The following is a 17,222-nucleotide window of genomic DNA, read 5'->3' on the forward strand; positions in this document are numbered from 1 at the left end:
TTCCGAGGGGTGCAGCCGGCCTCCGGCGCGGCGGCGGGTCACCTTTTATCCGATTGAGCCGCGAATGGAAGCAGCCTCCACGCGCAAGGATGTGATTAAGCGCTTTTCGAATATCGGCCGTGAACTCAGCGCAATAGCGCGGCAGCCCCACCCTCCCCAGATTGGATGCAAACGCATAGGAACCGCTGCGGCGCCTGGGCGTCAGATGTGAAGGCCGGGTTAGTCGCATCTTTTCGGGTTCGCTCGAGAGGACATGTCGATGGACCGTTTGTTGCGTGGATTCCTGTCTCAATTCATCCGCCGCGGGTCGATGACGGTGACCGGCGCAAGCGGGGGGAAATTCACCGTCGGCGACGGCTCCGGAGTTCCGGTCGCGGTGCGCTTCGTGACCGCGGAGGCCGAGCGGAAGATTCTCGTCAATCCCGAGCTCGGGCTTGGCGAGGCCTACATGGACGGCGAGTTCGTGGTCGAACGCGGCACCATCGCTGATGCCCTCGCGATCCTGCTCGATCAACCCGACCCGTTGCCGCAGTGGGCCAAACCCTGGTGGCATCTGCGCTACCTGACGCGGCACCTGAGACAGTTCAATCTGCGCTCGCGCTCCCGCAACAACGTCGCACATCACTACGACCTCGACGCCCGGCTCTATTCGCTCTTCCTCGACGCCGACAAGCAGTACAGCTGCGCCTATTTCCCGACGCCAGAGACAACGCTCGACGATGCGCAGCTCGCCAAGAAACGGCACATTGCCGCCAAGCTGTTCATCAAGCCCGGCCAGCGCGCGCTCGACATCGGCTCGGGCTGGGGCGGGCTCGGGCTCTATCTCGCCGAGATCGCTGGCGCCGACGTCACCGGCATCACGCTCTCGGCCGAGCAGTTGCAGATTGCCAATGCGCGCGCGGTCGAAAAGGGCCTGACCGGCTCGGCCAGATTCCTGCTCCAGGACTATCGCGACATCACCGGCCCGTTCGACCGCATCGTCTCGGTCGGCATGTTCGAGCATGTCGGCGCCCGCTTCTACGACACCTACTTCCGGCGCTGCGCCGAGCTGCTCAGCGAAGACGGCGTGATGCTGCTGCATTCGATCGGCCGTTCGCAGGGCCCGGACTCGACCAATCCCTGGATCGCCAAATACATCTTCCCCGGCGGCTACATCCCGGCCTTGTCGGAGGTGCTCCCGGCGATCGAGCGCGCGGGCCTCTTGGTCTGCGACATCGAGATCCTGCGCCTGCACTATGCCGAGACGCTGAAAGCCTGGCGGGAGCGCTTCATGGCGCGGCGCGAGGAGGCCGTGCAGCTCTATGACGAGCGCTTCGCCTTGATGTGGGAATTTTATCTCGCAGCCTGTGAGATGACATTTCGCAAGCAGGACATGATGAACTTCCAGATCCAGCTCACCCGTCGCCAGGGCGTGGTGCCGTTGACCCGCGACTACATGCCGCGTGAAGAAGCCCGGCTGCGGGCTCGCGAGGACACACCCCCGTCGAGGCTGAAATTGGCTGGTGAATAGACCCTAATGACGCAGGGTCGAAATCTGGGAGGAGCGGAAAAGCGCCGTTAACGCCAATTGCGCCCGCAGCTCGACCAGAACTTCGGGTGCGACCGGCTGGCGGCGCACTTCGGGCCGTTCAGCGTGCTCCATGGCCGCAATCAGCCCCGACAACCAAAGCCGGCTACCTGCCCCGCTTCGCCCGATCTGGTGCTGCCGTTCTGGCCGCATCGCTTGCCTCGTTCCCTGTTGGACCGCGGGAGACAATTCCCAGCCCGTCCGCCTGTTCCGGTCATACCCCCGAAAGAATCCGGGAAGATGTGATCCACTTCACATAAGTCTGGTCGTGGTTGGCTTAGACCGTCGCCATGAGCAAAGAGACCCAAACCTCATTCGACGTGCAGGACGACCTCCGCACCGATTACGCCCTGATCGTCACCGGCGTCGGGGCGGCTCTGGTTGCGCTGGTCTACCTCCTGCTGGTCTGAACCAGAGCCGGAAGCACCCAGCGTGCGTCAATTCGCGCGCTTTCAGGTACGTCTGCGCGTCAATCCATTAGGTTCACGACTTCAGGATTTTTCCATGGCGCGGTCGCGGCTGCTTCCAGGCCGCACCGGTTCCGCGAAAATCCGTCAAGCGCGACGCGTGCTGCGACTGCTAATCATCCACCATTTTTACTGAGCGGTTGATAGCGGTCAGCTTTCGCTTCCGCTTTGCACCGAGGCGGCGCTTTATCCCGGCCCCGCATCCGCCCAAGAAAATTGCTAAGCACGTCCGACCATGGCCCTGACTGATTCGAACGTTCTCAAACTCGCGCCCGACGCAGGAACCCCCGCCTATCGGAGCGCGCCGCACAATATCGAGGCGGAACAGAGCCTCCTGGGCGCGATCCTGGTCAACAACGACGCGTTTTACCGCGTCTCCGACTTCCTGGAAGCGAAGCATTTTTTCGAACCGCTGCACCAGACCATCTTCGAGACCGCCGGCAGCCTGATCCGGATGGGCAAGATCGCGACGCCCGTCACGCTGAAGACGTTCCTGCCTGCCGACACCGATGTCGGCGGTATGACCATCGGGCAATATCTGGCGCGGCTCGCGGCCGAAGCGACCACCATCATCAACGCCCAGGACTATGGCCGCACCGTCTACGACCTGTCGCTGCGGCGCGACCTGATCGGCATCGGCGAGGACATGGTCAATGTCGCCTATGACGCGCCGGTCGACTTCCAGCCACGGGCACAGATCGAGGACGCCGAGCGCAAGCTTTACGAACTCGCCGAATCCGGCCGCTATGACGGCGGCTTCCAGAAATTCTCGCAGGCCCTGGCAGTCGCGGTCGATCTCGCCGCCAAGGCGTTCCAGCGCGACGGCAAGCTGTCCGGCATCTCGACGGGCATGCGCGACCTCGACACCAAGATGGGCGGCCTGCAGAGCTCCGACCTCATCATCGTCGCGGGACGTCCCGGCATGGGCAAGACGTCGCTGGCGACCAACATCGCCTACAACGTCGCGCAAGCCTATGTTCCGGAGCTCCAGGCCGACGGCACCATGAAGGCCGCCAATGGCGGCGTGATCGGCTTCTTCTCCTGCGAAATGTCGGCCGACCAGCTCGCCACGCGTATCGTGGCCGAGCGCACCGGTGTTCCCTCCTCCCACATCCGCCGCGGCGGCATCTCGGAAGCCGATTTCGAGAAGATCCGGGAGGTTTCGATCGAGCTGCAGTCGCTGCCGTTCTACGTGGATGCCACCGGCGGCCTGTCGATCGCGCAGTTGATGGCGCGCGCGCGCCGGCTGAAGCGCCAGAAGGGCCTCGACCTGCTCGTGATCGACTACATCCAGCTGCTCTCGGGCTCGGGCAAGCGGAGCGACAATCGCGTGCAGGAAATCACGGAGATCACGACCAGCCTGAAGGCGCTGGCCAAGGAGCTCAATGTTCCCGTGATCGCGCTGTCGCAGCTCTCGCGTCAGGTCGAATCGCGTGACGACAAGCGGCCGCAGCTCTCGGACCTGCGTGAATCCGGTTCGATCGAACAGGACGCCGACGTCGTGCTGTTCGTTTACCGCGAGGAATATTACCTCGCGATGAAGGAGCCCCGCCCAGGCACGCCCGAGCACGAGAAGTGGCAGCTTGACATGAGCCTTGCGCACGGAAAAGCCGAGGTCATCATCGGCAAGCAGCGCCATGGCCCGACCGGCACGGTCGATTTGGCGTTCGAAGCCTCGGTCACGCGGTTCGGCGACCTCGCGCCTGACAGTCAGGTACCGGCTCGCAGCGGCAACGACTACTGAGTTCCTTGAACCAGAACGGCCTCTTGCGTAAAACGGCGCCATGACAATGGCGTCCGACCCTAAAATGAACCCGCAATCCGGCCTTCTCTCCGCGGAGGCCAATCAGGCTGCCGCGCTCGCAGCCTATGGCGGCGTGCTGACCGTCGATCTCGACGCCATCATCGCCAACTGGCGCAAGCTCGAGAAGACGGCGGTGCCGGCCGAATGCTCGGCGGTGATCAAGGCCGACGCCTATGGCTGCGGTGCCCCCGAGGTCGCGCGTGCGCTGAGCAAGGCCGGGTGCAAGACCTTTTTCGTCGCCACCATCGAGGAGGCCCGCAAGGTACGTGCGGCCGTTCCGGAGCCTACGATCTACGTGCTCGGCGGCTATTTCCAGAACACCGGCGAGCACTACGCCAAGATCAACTGCCGCCCGGTGATCGGCGACCTCAACGAACTCGCCGAATGGGACGTGTTCTGCCGTCGCACCGGCTGGAACGGCGGCGCGGCGGTTCACATCGACACCGGCATGAACCGGCTCGGCCTCACGCTTTCCGAAGCGCAGGCCATCATCCCCCGCATCAACGCCGGCGATCACGGCATCACGCTGGTCATGAGCCATCTGGTCTCGGCCGAGCAGCTCAACAGCCCCGTGAACGCCAAGCAGCTCGCTTCCTTCCGCGCGATCGCCAGCGAATTCTCCGGCGTGCCGGCGGCGCTCGCCAACTCCTCCGGCATCTTCCTCGGCGCGCCCTTCCAGTTCGAGCTGGTGCGGCCGGGGGCTGCGCTCTACGGCGTCAACCCGACGCCGGAGGCCGACAATCCGATGCAGCCGGTGGTCGACCTCAAGGCGCGCATCGTGCAGACCCGCACCATCGATCGCGGCGAGAGCGTCGGCTATGGCGGCACCTGGACCGCGCGGCGGCCGACCAAACTGGCGATCATCGCGGTCGGCTATGCCGACGGCTATTTCCGCGCCGCCAGCTCCAACGACGGCACCCGCGGCGCCGAGGTCATCGTCGCCGGCAAGCGCTGCCCCGTCGCGGGCCGCGTCTCGATGGACCTCATCGCGATCGACATCACCGATCTGCCGCCGAATGCGGCACGGCGCGGCCATATGGTGACGCTGCTCGGCGAAGGCATCACCGTTGACGAGCTCGCGCATCATTTCGGCACCATCGGCTATGAGGTGCTGACCAGCCTCGGCCGCCGCTACGCCCGCATCTACAAGGGCGGCAATGTGGAGGAGCCGCTGGTCAAGCCGGCAGCCGCGACCGGAGCCGAGCAGCCTCCCTCACCGCCGCCGGTCGAGCAGCCGGCGGCACCGCCGCCGCTGCCGGGCTAGTCCCCACTCTCGTGCCCCTGACGCAGCGCAATGCGCCGCGGCTTGTCCGGGACACGAGGCAGGCAGCTTACTTCTTTTTCCGGCCGTCCAGCGCCGCCTTGCAGGTCGCACTGAGCTGGTCGCGCTTGCCATTGAGACATGCGACGATGCCGCCGCCCGGCGCGATGCCGGCGCAGAATTTGTCGTAATCTGTCTTGCACGCACCGCGCGGGTCGGACGATTGTGCCGACGCGAGCCCGGAGAACGCGACAGCGACGACGATGGCGGCGAAGTTCAACTTGGACATTGTGTCTCCGGTACGGGGCGGCAAGAGCCGGCAGCTCTACATGAAGATCGCGACATTCAACATCAACAACATCAACCGCCGCCTGCCCAATCTCTTGGCATGGCTGCGGGCGGCGAAGCCCGATGTCGTCGCACTTCAGGAGTTGAAGGCAAGTGATGGCGAATTTCCGGCGGCCGCGATCGAAAAGGCCGGCTATGGCGCGGTGTGGTGTGGACAAAAGACCTGGAACGGGGTCGCCATCCTCGCCCGCAAGGCCGAACCCATTCTCACCCGCGACCGCCTGCCCGGAAAAGCTGCCGATCACGAAGCCCGCTACATCGAGGCCGCCGTGCGCGGCATCATCGTCACCAGCATCTATCTGCCCAACGGCAATCCGCAGCCCGGACCGAAATTCGACTACAAGCTCGACTGGTTCGCACGGCTCAAGCGCCACGCGAAGAGCTTCATCACGCAGGATCTGCCGGTGGTGCTCGCCGGCGACTACAATGTCGCACCGATGCCGATCGACATCTATCCGACGCGCTCGTGGGACAAGGATGCGCTGATCCAGCCGAAGAGCCGCGCGGCGTTTGCCTCACTGGTCGAACAGGGCTGGTGCGATGCGATCCGCGAGTTGTACCCTGAACGGCGCATCTACACGTTCTGGGACTACAAGCGAAACCGCTGGCCGCGCGATGCGGGCCTGCGGCTCGACCATCTCCTGCTCAGCCCTGCCCTCGCCCCGCGCCTCATGAAGGCCGGTGTCGACAGAGATGTCCGCGGCGAGGACGGCGCCAGCGATCACGCCCCGGCATGGGTGGTGCTGCGGTGACCCTCACCACAGATTCCTGCCGTCGATGACGTCGACCGGCACGGCCTCCAGATCGGAATCGTCGAACAGGCGCGCATTCCGTCAAACCGTGCGGAATTCGGGCGTGCGGCACCGCTATTCCCCTGCATACCTCGCGGTCAGCGAGTGCCCGTGCAGACTTCCCGAGAAGACGACGATCGCTTTTGACGAAGGTTCTGCTTGCAGCTTTCCGGTCATCATGTTCGGACTGGCGGGGACAAGCGGAACCGTCACCGTCTTACCGCCGTCTTGGATCGTCGCGCGTCCGCGCATGTCCCTTGTCGAAAGCGGCGAACCGTCGTCGTCTCCCACATAGAAAACGATATCCAGACCCTTCCGCACAAGCTCGATCGGATGCCCTTGCGATTTGACGACGGGACCGCCGTTGCTGCCCTTTGTCTGTGCAACAGCGAGCTGGGGGATTGCCGTGCTCAAGGCGATCATGGCTGAAAAGATGTACCGTCGCATTGTTAGTCTCCTTCGGTAGTTGCAGAATCAATAGGCTTCCGCGGGCGTGAGCGCCGCTGCGCGTTCGGCCAGCAGGCGATGCAGCGGCTTCCTGGCGAGGATCAGAAACAGGATGGGGGTCACGAGCGCATCAAGTATCGTGGTGCTGAGCAGACCACCGAAGATCGTAACGGCGACCGGATGCAGGATTTCGCGACCCGGTTCGTCCGCGCCGATCAGAAGCGGGGTCAGCGCAAGTCCGGCGCAAAGTGCCGTCATCAGGACGGGGCTGAGACGTTCCATGCTTCCCCTGAGGATCAGGCCAGTCCCGAAACGCTCCCCTTCGTAGATGGCCAAATTGATGTAGTGGGAGATCTTCAGAATGCCGTTGCGCGCGGAGATGCCTGCCAGCGTAATGAAGCCGATCATCGACGCAACCGACAGCGGTTGACCGGCAATCTTCAAACCGGCGACGCTGCCGATCAGAGCCAGCGGAATGCCGCCCATGATGATGAGCGTCAGCGCAACCGATCGATACCGGCTGTAGAGCACGATGAAAATCATCGCAAATGATGCAAGCGACAGGATGGCGATGCGCCAGAAGGCCTCTTGCTGCGCCTGGAATGCTCCCTCGAGGTTGGTGGTGTAGCTCTGCGGAAAATCCAGGTGCGACACAACTCGTTGGATGTCGGCGGCGATGTCGGCAATGTCGCGGCGGCCGTCGCCGTTACCGTAAACAACGATTCGGCGCTGGGTTCCCTCGCGCTGAATCTGATTTGGACCATCCGTCTCGACAATTTCGGCCAGCGCACTCAGCGGGACGAATTCAAGGCCGGTGGGTATCAGAAGGTCTTGCAGTCCCGTCGTCGATCGGTTCTGCTCCGAGAGGCGCATGACGACGTCGAAGCGGCGATTGCCGTCCACGATCTGGGAGACCTTTCGGCCATTCGACAGCGTATCGAGCGCCTGCGTGATCGCGGCAGGCGTCAAGCCATGAAGGGCGGCGCGGGCATGATCGACCTGGACGCGCACCTGGGGAATGAGGACCTGCTTCTCGACCTGAAGATCGACCAGCCCCGGAATTGTCGAGAGGCGCTGGCGCGAGGTTTCGGCCAGCCGGCGCAATATCTCGATGTCCTGACCGTAAATTTTGAGCACGATCTGGGCGCGGATACCCGATTGCAGATGATCGAGCCGGTGACTGATGGGCTGCCCGATCGCGACCGAGGCCGGCAGTCCGGAAAGCACCTCGCGGATGCTCGCGTGGACGTCTGCCTTGTCGCGCTTCGAGCGAACGAGGTCGACATCTATTTCGCTGTAGTGGACGCCCTCGGCGTGTTCATCCAGCTCCGCCCGGCCGGTGCGGCGGCCGACGGATTTCACCTCCGGCACCCTGGCAATCAATTGCTCGGCCAGCAAGCCGAGCCGATGCGATTCGGCGAGCGAAATGCCGGGATTGTATTGCAGCGACAGAACGAGCGTCCCTTCGTTGAATGGCGGCAGAAAGCTGCGCGGCATGAGGCTCGCTGCGTAGAATGCCATCACGACCGCTGCCGCGACCGAGCCGAGCACAAGTCCGCGCCGCTCGAATGCCCAGCAAAGCAGACGTCGGTACGCCTGCTTCAACCCTCGCACGACAGCGCTTTCGCGGTCGCCTGAATGAGCCCGCCCGGACAGCAGATAGTAGGACAAGACGGGCGTCACCGTTACCGACGTCAACAGCGAAGCGAGTATCGACACCACATAGGCAATGCCGAGTGGCGTGAACAACCGGCCTTCGATTCCTGGAAGCGCGAACAGCGGTACGAATACGAGGACGACGATCATCGTCGCATAGACGATGCCGGAGCGGACTTCCTGGCTCGCTTGGGCGATCACTTCGAGAACAGGCCGCGGCGCGGCTGAAGCGGCATTCTCCCGCAGGCGCCGCAGGACGTTCTCGACATCCACCACGGCATCGTCGACCAGCTCGCCGATGGCGATGGCGAGGCCACCAAGCGTCATCGTGTTGATCGTGAAGCCGAAGGCGCGGAACACCAGAGCGGTCACGAGGATGGACAGCGGAATGGCCGTGAGCGAGACGAACGCCGCCCGTCCATTCATCAGGAAGATGAAAAGGACGACCGCGACGACGATCGCCGCCTCGACCAGGACCCGCTGGACATTATGAATCGACGTCTCGATGAAGGTGGCTTGACGGAACTGAACGCTGGTGAGGCTGATCCCTGATCGCATGGTCCGTTGCAAGTCGGCGAGCGCCGTCTCGATATTCCTGGTCAACGCGACCGTGTCCGCCGCGGGTTGCTTCATCACGCTGACGATGACAGCCGGTTTCCCGTTGTAGCCGGCGTCACCGCGCTTGGTGCGCGCGGCGAAATCCACCTTTGCGACTTGCATCAACAGGATTGGCTGCTTGTCCTGTGTCGCAACGACGGTGTTGCCGAGGTCCTCGATTTGCTTGGTGAGGCCGACGTTGCGGATCAGATATTCACGGCCATGCTGGTCCACGAATCCGCCGCCGCTGTTGGTGCCGAACTTGGCTACCGCCTGCTCGATCTGGACATGGGTGATGCCGAGAGCCTGCATGGTCGCGATGTTCGGCGTTACGCGGTATTGCCGAATCTCGCCGCCAATGGGGATCACCTGGGCCACGCCCGGGATAGCGAGTAGCTGCGGCCTGACGACGAAATCCGCGATTTCGCGAACCTCCATGGGAGAGGCCCTGCCGTCGCTGGTCATGGCGATCAGCATGATTTCGCCCATGATGGACGTCACGGGCCCCATCTGGGGATTGACGGCGGGCGGCAGTTGCTCGCGGATCAGCGCCAGCCGTTCGGAAACGAACTGCCGGGCGCGATAGACATCCACGCCCCAGTCGAACTCGACATAGACGATTGAGAGTCCGACGCCCGACACCGAGCGGACACGTATGACCCCGGGCATGCCGTTCATCGACGTTTCGATCGGGAACGTCACAAGCTGTTCGACCTCCTGCGGGGCCAGTCCTTCGGCCTCGGTCAGGACATTGACCGTCGGACGGTTGATGTCGGGCAGGACGTCAACGGATATGCTCGGCAGGACAAGCAGGCCATAGCCGGCGAGCACCGCAGCGGCCGCCAGCACGAACAGGCGATTCCGCAGGCTCGTCGTGACGATGAGCTTGAACATGCGCGGCTCCTACCGGATCTGGTTGATGAGGTCGGTGCCGCGGACGACAATCCGTTCGCTCCCGCTGAGGCCAGATGCAATCATCACGCGTGTCGCGTCCACGGGAAGAACCCGTACCGGGTGTGGCTCGAAGCGCTCGGCGGCGGTGTGCAGCCAGACAATGTTCTCCCCGTTGCTGCTTCGCGTGACGGCGTCGCGCGGAAAGATCAGGCCCGAGACAGGCGCGCCGCTCTGAAGCATCACGTTGAGCGGTTGACCGATGTTGAGGCCCGCCGGCGGCTCCGGGATGGCAAACTGAACGACGGACGCATGCTGCCGCAATGTGCGGCTCGTTCCGACGTGGGACAAGGCGATCGCCTGTCCGTTAGGCGCGATCGCCGTCGCCGCTTCAGGCGCTTTCAGCCCGATGTCCTCATAGGCCAGCGCTTCGACCCACAGGCTCCCGGGGTCGACGATCTGGAAGAGAACGTCCTGTGGCTGAATCACCTGTCCTGGCACGACCTTGGCCGCGGTGATGATGCCGTTGGTCGATGCGCGCAACTCCTCAAAGCCGGTGCGGGAATTGCGAACGGTTTCACGGCGCGCCCGCAACCCTTCCAGTTCGCTTTCGAGGTCGTGGACCTGCCCCTGCGGCACAGCGCCTCGCTCTGCCAACGGCCGCAAGCGGCGGAGCTTGTTCTCCGTGACCGCCGTCAACTGTTCGATTTCGCCAACCTTTTCGAGGATCGTCGTGCGGTCCGCGACCGGCAGATGCGGCTCGATCCGGATGAGAACGTCGCCTTTCGCGACCGTCTGCCCGATGCGCGGTATCGCGCCGCCATTGGGAATGACGCGGCCGCCGTAGATGCTTTGCACGATGCTGCTGCGGTTCGGATCGGCAATGACGCGGCCCATCAGATTGACGGCGGGGCGGATCGTGTGCGGTTCGGCCGCCGCGGTGCGTATATCAAGCAACCGCTGGGTAGATTTGGCTGCGAAGGCGGAGCCGTCCTGCAGACGCCTCGGCGCATCGCTCAGCGCCAGCGGTGCGGGTGAACCGGCAGAGCTCGCACCGGTCTGGCTTTCGTCAAACGACGTCGCGGCGAGAACAACTGATATGGCCGACACCACTGCCGAGACTGCGGCCGCGATTCTGCGGCCCGACCATATCGAATAGCCAAAAAGCAGACCGAAGCCGGCAGCGGCCCCTGCAAACGCTGCTACGAGGCGACCGGAGGAAAGCCAGCCGTGCCCATGCGCCCGAGGCGGACTGGCCGGCTGCGGCGCAGTCAGTGAGTCCACCAGGAGATCGTCGCCCTTTTGGGCGGACACCGAGAAGATGACCTCCACCGATCCGGCCGGCTGCCCTGGCATGGCCAGTGTGTAGAGCCCGCTTCCCGCCTTCGAGGCTTCGACGGCATTGGCATCGCCGACGGTCACCTGCAAGGTCGCATCCGAGACAGGCTCGTTGGTGACGGCATCGTCGAGGTAGATCGAAAGCTGGTTGTTCCTGAGGATCCCGACGATCTCATAGAGTTCGGATCGCGCCACAACTCTCGGATATGCCGATGACACCACCGGCGCTTTGTTGGCCTCTCCGTGGTCGTGCCCCTCATGCGCGCCGGAGCCGGCACAGCCAAGCATCAAGCTCGCCAGGCATGCAAGAACCGCCAGGCCAAGCCGCGGGAGCCGCCCTCTCGGGCAGCACTGTATCGTCAACATGGAGAATCCCTTCAGACATGCGAAACGGCAGCGGCGCGAAGGCCGCCCGAATTACGCGATGCTGAGGGTACTTGGTGGTCGGATCAGACCTTCGGGGCTGACGCCATCGATGGCCCGCACGGCCAGCAGTTCGACAGGACCAAGCAAGGCGAACAGGCTTGCCAGAACGGTGCATTCGGGTGACGCAATGGAGCTGCCAAACATGCTCCAGGACAGGTTTGGACCACCATCATCATCGTGGTCCGGCGCGTCGTGAACATGGCCTTCGGCATTGTCGCCGTCATGTGAGTGAACGTGACCTGCGAGCTGATCATGAAAATGCACAGAACCGCTCAAGGCGACGGCCGGCTCCGGCATGGCACCCAGGGCAGCCTCCGCCTGAGACACCGAAATCAGCGCGCCTTGAAGCACAAAGGCCGATATCGCCAGGAACATGCTTGTTCTGGCGATCTGGCGAAGGCGTTGAAGGGGGCCGTGCAGCACAGCGAACAATTAGAAGATTTTCACTGCCGTTTCAAGGCGACGCCAGCGTTTATACTTCGGCCAGCGCGGCGGCGCTGCAAGCACCACGCAGGACCTGCCCCATCGGGCAAAACGCTGGCACCATGTCACCCACGAAGAATGCCCGGCCGCGCCGGGCCGTGAGAGCGCTTCAGGTCGCCCCTTCATCGGGAATGTTGAGAACGGTGCCGCAGGCCTTGCAATGCACGGCGTCGGAATCGTGCCGCTGGAGCCCGCAGACCGGGCAAGAAAATCGCACCTTGTGCGGACTGAGGAGCGCGCGGGCGAGATTGAAGAACAGCGTGACGCCGAAAATCATGATCACGACGGTGATCAAACGACCGACCGTACCCGACAGGGTAATGTCGCCAAAGCCGGTCGTCGTGAGCGCCGTGACGGTGAAATACAGGGCATCGGCATAGTTCCGGATCTCGTCGTTCCGAAACTTCTGGGTCTCGTAGACGATCCCGGTCATGACGAAGATGAAAACGGCTAGGTTCGTGACGGCGAAGATGACGTCTTCGTTGCGACGAAAGAACGGTGAATCGAGGCGCAACCTCACCAGCATCTGGTAGTCGCGGAGCAGCCCCAACGTTCGCAGGATCCGGAGAAAGCCGCCGGCTTCGCCGGCTAGCGGTGCCAGGAAGGACACGATCGCAACCATGTCGGCCCAGGTAGCGAGTTGCGTGAATTTTCGAACCGGATGCCGATCGACGAGGAGCCGTGCCGAGAAGTCGGCAAGCAACGTCACGCCGAACAGGACATCGAGCGTCTCGATGATCTCGCTGGGAGGCAGGAACGAGGTTGCGATGATGAACAGCACCGTCACGATGTCGAAGGCGAGCAGCGCGTAGCGGAAACGCACGCCACTCGGTGTTGCGCCTTCGTAGAGGCGGCGAACGTTGCTTCTGAGAGACGTGAGGGTCACTGAATCATGATCGTGGTTTGCCTGGATGATTGCAACTCGGACCGCACGCCGCAAGATCGGAGCTGATCCTGCCACCCTCTGGATGAAACAGGAACGCAGAACACGACGCGGCGTTCAGCTCGCCTTCGTGGGCTGGCTGCCCAAACCCGAGGAATGCCGGAAGCTCGCCGAGCAATCTCGCGCGCGCCAACGATCGAAGGCGAGCCAGTTGGAGCTCCCCGAAGAGTGCCTGTCGGCGGCGCGCGCCGACACTGTCGCCAGACGCGGAGCCGAACCGCGAGCGAAGCCCGGCAGCGACATTTGCAGGACGGGCGTCCTGACATGCGGCCACAGAGCCGGGAGGGACCTACCCAGACTTGTCCGGCCAAGGCCTCTTGACCTTCGCCCCTTGGTCAGCATACTGGTCTGACCAAGATCAGACCAATGAGATCGGGATGGAACTCAAGCGGGCCAGCGAGGGTGAAAAAGGGTTCGAGAAGGTCTTCGCCTTTTTGCGCGAACGCCTTCTGGCAGGCTCGCTCAGGCCCGGCGACCGCCTGATCTCCGAGCGCGAGCTGGCAACCCTGCTTGGGGTCAGCCGGCCGATCGTCCGCGAGGCGCTGCGGGCCCTTACCGTGCTGGGCATCGTCGAGATTCGCGACCGCATCGGCACCGTGGTGACGCGACCGGATGTCTCGGTGCTGAACGATTTTTTCACCTTCGCGCTCGCCCAGCAGGCGGACATGCTCGACGACGTCATGCAGGCGCGCGTCGCGATCGAATGCCAGGCGATCCGGCTTGCATGCGAACGCGCCAACATCGCCGATTTCGAACGGCTACAGCACGCACTCGCCAAGATCGGAGAGACGATCGACGAAGCGGATGCGGGCGGCATGGCCGACTTCGACTTCCATCGCGCCATCGTGGTCGCCTCGCATTCGGAAACGCTGACTGTGCTGCATAGCTCGCTGGCGGGCTTGTTGACGCATTCGCACCGCAGCCGCCGCGAGCTGGTTCAGGCCTTTCCGTCGATGAAGACTTATCTCATCGACGATCACCGCCGCATCTTCGATGCGCTCATTGCGCGCGATCCCGAGCGCGCCGATGCGACGCTGCGCAAGCATTTCGCCATCGGCGACGAATACCGCAGGCGCGCCGTCGTCGGCGACATCGACAAGACCAGCGCCTCGGGCTGATCGCAGACTGCCAATCGATCAAGAAGCCTATCAAACAAGAAACGGACTGATGACATGGGACGGAACGACAAGGGCAATGTCGGCTTCATCGGCATCGGCACGATGGGCCGGGAGATGGTGCGCAATCTCCTGGTGGCCGGCCACGCGGTCCGCGTCTTCGATCTGAACGAAGCCGCGCTGGCCGACAGCATCGAGGAAGGCGCGAGACGTGCCGAGAATCCCGCCGATGCCGCGCGAGGCGCCGATATCGTCATTACGATGCTGCCCGACACCCCCCATGTCGAGGCGACCGTTTACGGCGAACACGGCCTGCTGAAGTCTCCACCGCCCGGCAAGCTCATCGTCGACATGAGCACGATCTCGCCGGTCGCGGTCCGCCGCATCCATGCCGATCTGCAAAAGGCTGGCGTCGACTTCATCGACGCCCCGGTCTCGGGCGGCCCCGTGGGCGCCAAGAACGCTGCGCTCTCGATCATGGCCGGCGGCGATGCCGAAGCCTTTGCCAAAGCCGAGCCGTTCTTCCGCGCGATGGGCACGACCATCACGCATGTCGGCGCATCCGGCGCCGGCCAGACCGTCAAGCTGTGCAATCAGCTGATCTGCGGAATCAACATCCAGGCGATCTGCGAGGCGCTGGCGCTCGGCCGCGCGTCGGGCCTCGATCTCAATCTACTGCGCCGGGTGCTGCTTGGTGGCTCCGCGGCGTCCTGGATGCTCGACAAGCTCGGCCCGGCGATGATCGCGGGCGACGTCTCTGCCGGCTTCCGCATCGATCTGCAGCTCAAGGACCTTCGCCTCGTGCAGGAGCACGCGCAGGCGCTGAACGTGCCGCTGCCCGGCACCGCGCTCATCACCAGCCAATACATCGACGCGCGTGCCCACGGCGAAGGCAGCAACGGCAATCAGGCGCTATTCCGCGTCTATGACCGCATGACCAACCAGACAACCGGCTGAACTTGATACGATGAGCCTTCAACTCGACTTTCCCGCAGTGCTGGAGCGTTGGCCGAGTTTTCTCGCCGGCGCTGTCCTCACGCTGGAGCTTGCGGCCTTCGCGACGGTGCTTGGCGCGCTCCTCGGCACGCTCGCGGCGGTCGCGCGCGGCACGCATAACGCGTTGATCGCGGGCGCCTGCAAAGTCTATGTCGAGACGATCCGCAACACGCCGCTCCTGGTGCAGATCTTCCTGGTCTATTTCGGCTTGGCCAGTCTCGGCCTGAAGTACTCCGCCTTCACCGTGGCCGTGGCCGCGCTGACCATCAATGTCGGCGCCTATACCGCCGAGATCATGCGCGCCGGCTTCGAGGCGATCCCGCGCGGGCAGATCGAAGCCGCCGAGGGGCTGGCGCTGTCGCGCCTGCAGATCTACTGGCACATCATCCTGCTGCCGGCGATCGAGAAGGTCTATCCCGCGCTGACGAGCCAGTTCGTGCTCTTGATGCTGGCCTCCTCGGTCTGTTCGCAGATCTCGGCCGAGGAGCTCACCGCCGTCGCGAACTACATCCAGTCGGACACTTATCGCGCGTTCGAAACCTACATCATCGTCGCCGTGCTCTACGTCATCCTGTCACTGGTGATGCGTGCCGGCTTCTGGGGCCTCGGCCTCGTGCTGTTTCCGCGCCGGCGGCGGCTCGGCACACCATTGTGAGATGACCATGGGCGGACATCTCAACATCAACCATTTGATGTTCCTCGGCCAAGGCGCGCTGTGGACGATCGGCCTGTCCATGATAGCGCTGATTGGCGGCGGTATCGTCGGCTTCGTGATCGCGCTCGCGCGGATCTCGCCGCTCAAATCGGTACGGATCGCGAGCGCCGTCTACGTTCAGCTCATCCAGGGCACGCCGCTGCTCGTCATTCTCTTCCTCGGCTATTTTGGTCTTGCCGCCATCGGCCTGCAGGTCTCGCCGCTTGCGGCTGCCGGCGCCTCGCTGACGCTCTATGTCGCCGCCTATTTGGGCGAGATCTGGCGCGGCTGCATCCAGTCGGTGCCGAAGCCGCAATGGGAGGCGGCCGAGGGCCTGGCGCTGAGCCGGACCCAGCGCATGATCAAGGTGATCCTGCCGCAGGCGATCCGCATCGCGACGCCGCCGACCGTCGGCTTCATGGTGCAGATCATCAAGAACACCTCGCTCGCCTCCGTCGTCGGCTTCGTCGAGCTGATGCGCTCCGGGCAGATCGTCAACAACTCGCTGTTCGAGCCGTTCGCCATCTACGCCATCATCGCCGTCACCTACTTCGCCATGTGCTATCCACTGTCGCTGTTCAGCCAGAGGCTGGAGCGGCGGATGGGGCGTGGCAGGTCCAACCTCGCGCCAGCCTGACATGCAGCAGACCCCCTCCCCATCCGAACCGATCGTTTCGCTTCGCGACGTGCAGAAGAGCTTTGGCTCGCTCCGCGTGCTCGACGGCGTCTCCTTTGCCGTGGCACGCGGCGAGGTGCTGGCGCTGATCGGCCGCTCCGGCTCCGGCAAGAGCACGGCGCTGCGCTGCATCGACCGTTTCGAGAAGGTCGACGGCGGCGAGATCGTCGTCTGCGGGCATCGCGTCGACCGCCCCGACGTGAACCTGCGCGCGCTGCGCCAGGACGTCGGCATCGTGTTTCAGAGCTACAATCTGTTTCCGCACCTCACCATCGAACAGAACATCACGCTCGCCCCCTGCGCCGTAAAGGGCATGTCCGGCTCGCAGGCCAAAGACCTCGCCAGAAAAGTGCTCGCCCAGGTCGGGCTCGAGGAGAAGCTGCACGCCTATCCAGAACAGCTCTCGGGCGGCCAGCAGCAGCGCGCCGCGATTGCCCGCTCACTCGCCATGCAGCCCAAGGTCATGCTGTTCGACGAGGTCACTTCCGCGCTCGATCCCGAGCTCACCGGCGAAGTGCTGAAGGTGATCGAGCAGCTCGCGGCTGACGGCATGACCATGGTGATGGTCACCCACGAGATGGGATTTGCCAAAGGCATCGCCGACCGGATCGTCTTCATGCATCGCGGCAAGGTCCACGAGACCGGACCCGCCTCGATCCTGACCTCGCCGGCGACGCCTGAACTCACGCAATTCGTGGGCACTGGAAACTTAAAATCATAAC

The 17,222-nt window shown here is 63.7% G+C and carries 15 protein-coding genes; 9 read left to right on the top strand and 6 right to left on the bottom strand.

Annotated elements, in window-relative coordinates:
• The first annotated feature begins 259 nt into the window (after positions 1 to 259).
• The 3 genes from RX330_RS22075 to alr all read left to right on the top strand — a co-directional run bounded on the left by RX330_RS22075 (position 260) and on the right by alr (position 5,102).
• The gene (locus RX330_RS22075) at positions 260 to 1,510 is read left to right on the top strand and encodes a cyclopropane-fatty-acyl-phospholipid synthase family protein (RefSeq protein WP_317239790.1); all 1,251 of its coding nucleotides are present in this window, start codon (positions 260 to 262) and stop codon (positions 1,508 to 1,510) included.
• A gap of 759 nt (positions 1,511 to 2,269) precedes the next feature.
• Positions 2,270 to 3,778: a replicative DNA helicase gene (locus RX330_RS22080; protein ID WP_212086310.1), complete on the top strand. Its 1,509-nt coding sequence runs from the start codon at positions 2,270 to 2,272 to the stop codon at positions 3,776 to 3,778.
• Between the two features lie 64 nt (positions 3,779 to 3,842).
• Positions 3,843 to 5,102 carry an alanine racemase gene (gene alr, locus RX330_RS22085; protein WP_410707031.1) on the top strand — a complete coding sequence of 420 codons (1,260 nt, stop codon included), beginning with the start codon at positions 3,843 to 3,845 and terminating at the stop codon, positions 5,100 to 5,102.
• A 67-nt stretch (positions 5,103 to 5,169) separates the two neighbouring features.
• Here alr and RX330_RS22090 read toward each other — a convergent pair whose 3' ends face one another.
• Positions 5,170 to 5,388: a hypothetical protein gene (locus tag RX330_RS22090; RefSeq protein ID WP_212086312.1), complete on the bottom strand. Its 219-nt coding sequence runs from the start codon at positions 5,386 to 5,388 to the stop codon at positions 5,170 to 5,172.
• A 40-nt stretch (positions 5,389 to 5,428) separates the two neighbouring features.
• On the opposite strand from RX330_RS22090, the gene RX330_RS22095 reads away from it, so the two are divergent.
• A complete protein-coding gene (locus tag RX330_RS22095; protein ID WP_317243950.1) occupies positions 5,429 to 6,199 on the top strand; it encodes an exodeoxyribonuclease III in 771 nt (256 codons plus the stop codon).
• A gap of 114 nt (positions 6,200 to 6,313) precedes the next feature.
• Here RX330_RS22095 and RX330_RS22100 read toward each other — a convergent pair whose 3' ends face one another.
• The 5 genes from RX330_RS22100 to RX330_RS22120 all read right to left on the bottom strand — a co-directional run bounded on the left by RX330_RS22100 (position 6,314) and on the right by RX330_RS22120 (position 12,962).
• Positions 6,314 to 6,685, bottom strand: a complete 372-nt coding sequence (locus RX330_RS22100; RefSeq protein ID WP_317239791.1) for a hypothetical protein — start codon at positions 6,683 to 6,685, stop codon at positions 6,314 to 6,316.
• Between the two features lie 27 nt (positions 6,686 to 6,712).
• Positions 6,713 to 9,832 carry an efflux RND transporter permease subunit gene (locus tag RX330_RS22105; protein ID WP_317239792.1) on the bottom strand — a complete coding sequence of 1,040 codons (3,120 nt, stop codon included), beginning with the start codon at positions 9,830 to 9,832 and terminating at the stop codon, positions 6,713 to 6,715.
• Between the two features lie 9 nt (positions 9,833 to 9,841).
• Positions 9,842 to 11,455: an efflux RND transporter periplasmic adaptor subunit gene (locus tag RX330_RS22110; RefSeq protein ID WP_317239793.1), complete on the bottom strand. Its 1,614-nt coding sequence runs from the start codon at positions 11,453 to 11,455 to the stop codon at positions 9,842 to 9,844.
• 129 nt (positions 11,456 to 11,584) lie between these two features.
• Positions 11,585 to 12,016, bottom strand: coding sequence for a hypothetical protein (locus RX330_RS22115; RefSeq protein WP_317243951.1), 432 nt, complete (start codon positions 12,014 to 12,016; stop codon positions 11,585 to 11,587).
• A 169-nt stretch (positions 12,017 to 12,185) separates the two neighbouring features.
• On the bottom strand, positions 12,186 to 12,962 hold the full coding sequence (locus RX330_RS22120; protein ID WP_212086330.1) for a potassium channel family protein: 777 nt from the start codon (positions 12,960 to 12,962) through the stop codon (positions 12,186 to 12,188).
• 434 nt (positions 12,963 to 13,396) lie between these two features.
• Here RX330_RS22120 and RX330_RS22125 point away from each other — a divergent pair, with 434 nt between their 5' ends.
• Genes RX330_RS22125 through RX330_RS22145 form a run of 5 tightly spaced genes read left to right on the top strand, consistent with a single transcriptional unit; the run spans position 13,397 to position 17,221 of the window.
• Entirely contained in the window at positions 13,397 to 14,137 is a 741-nt protein-coding gene (locus RX330_RS22125) for a FadR/GntR family transcriptional regulator (protein ID WP_317239794.1), read from the top strand.
• 54 nt (positions 14,138 to 14,191) lie between these two features.
• Entirely contained in the window at positions 14,192 to 15,091 is a 900-nt protein-coding gene (locus tag RX330_RS22130; protein ID WP_317239795.1) for an NAD(P)-dependent oxidoreductase, read from the top strand.
• Between the two features lie 10 nt (positions 15,092 to 15,101).
• Positions 15,102 to 15,785 (top strand): amino acid ABC transporter permease, encoded by a 684-nt coding sequence (locus RX330_RS22135; protein ID WP_317239796.1) that lies wholly within the window; start codon positions 15,102 to 15,104, stop codon positions 15,783 to 15,785.
• Positions 15,786 to 15,792: 7 nt separating this feature from the next.
• Positions 15,793 to 16,461 carry an amino acid ABC transporter permease gene (locus tag RX330_RS22140; RefSeq protein WP_212086342.1) on the top strand — a complete coding sequence of 223 codons (669 nt, stop codon included), beginning with the start codon at positions 15,793 to 15,795 and terminating at the stop codon, positions 16,459 to 16,461.
• Position 16,462: 1 nt separating this feature from the next.
• Positions 16,463 to 17,221 carry an amino acid ABC transporter ATP-binding protein gene (locus RX330_RS22145; protein ID WP_212087356.1) on the top strand — a complete coding sequence of 253 codons (759 nt, stop codon included), beginning with the start codon at positions 16,463 to 16,465 and terminating at the stop codon, positions 17,219 to 17,221.
• Position 17,222: the final 1 nt, after the last annotated feature.

It is taken from the genome of Bradyrhizobium sp. NDS-1, from assembly GCF_032918005.1.
Lineage (GTDB): Bacteria > Pseudomonadota > Alphaproteobacteria > Rhizobiales > Xanthobacteraceae > Bradyrhizobium > Bradyrhizobium tunisiense.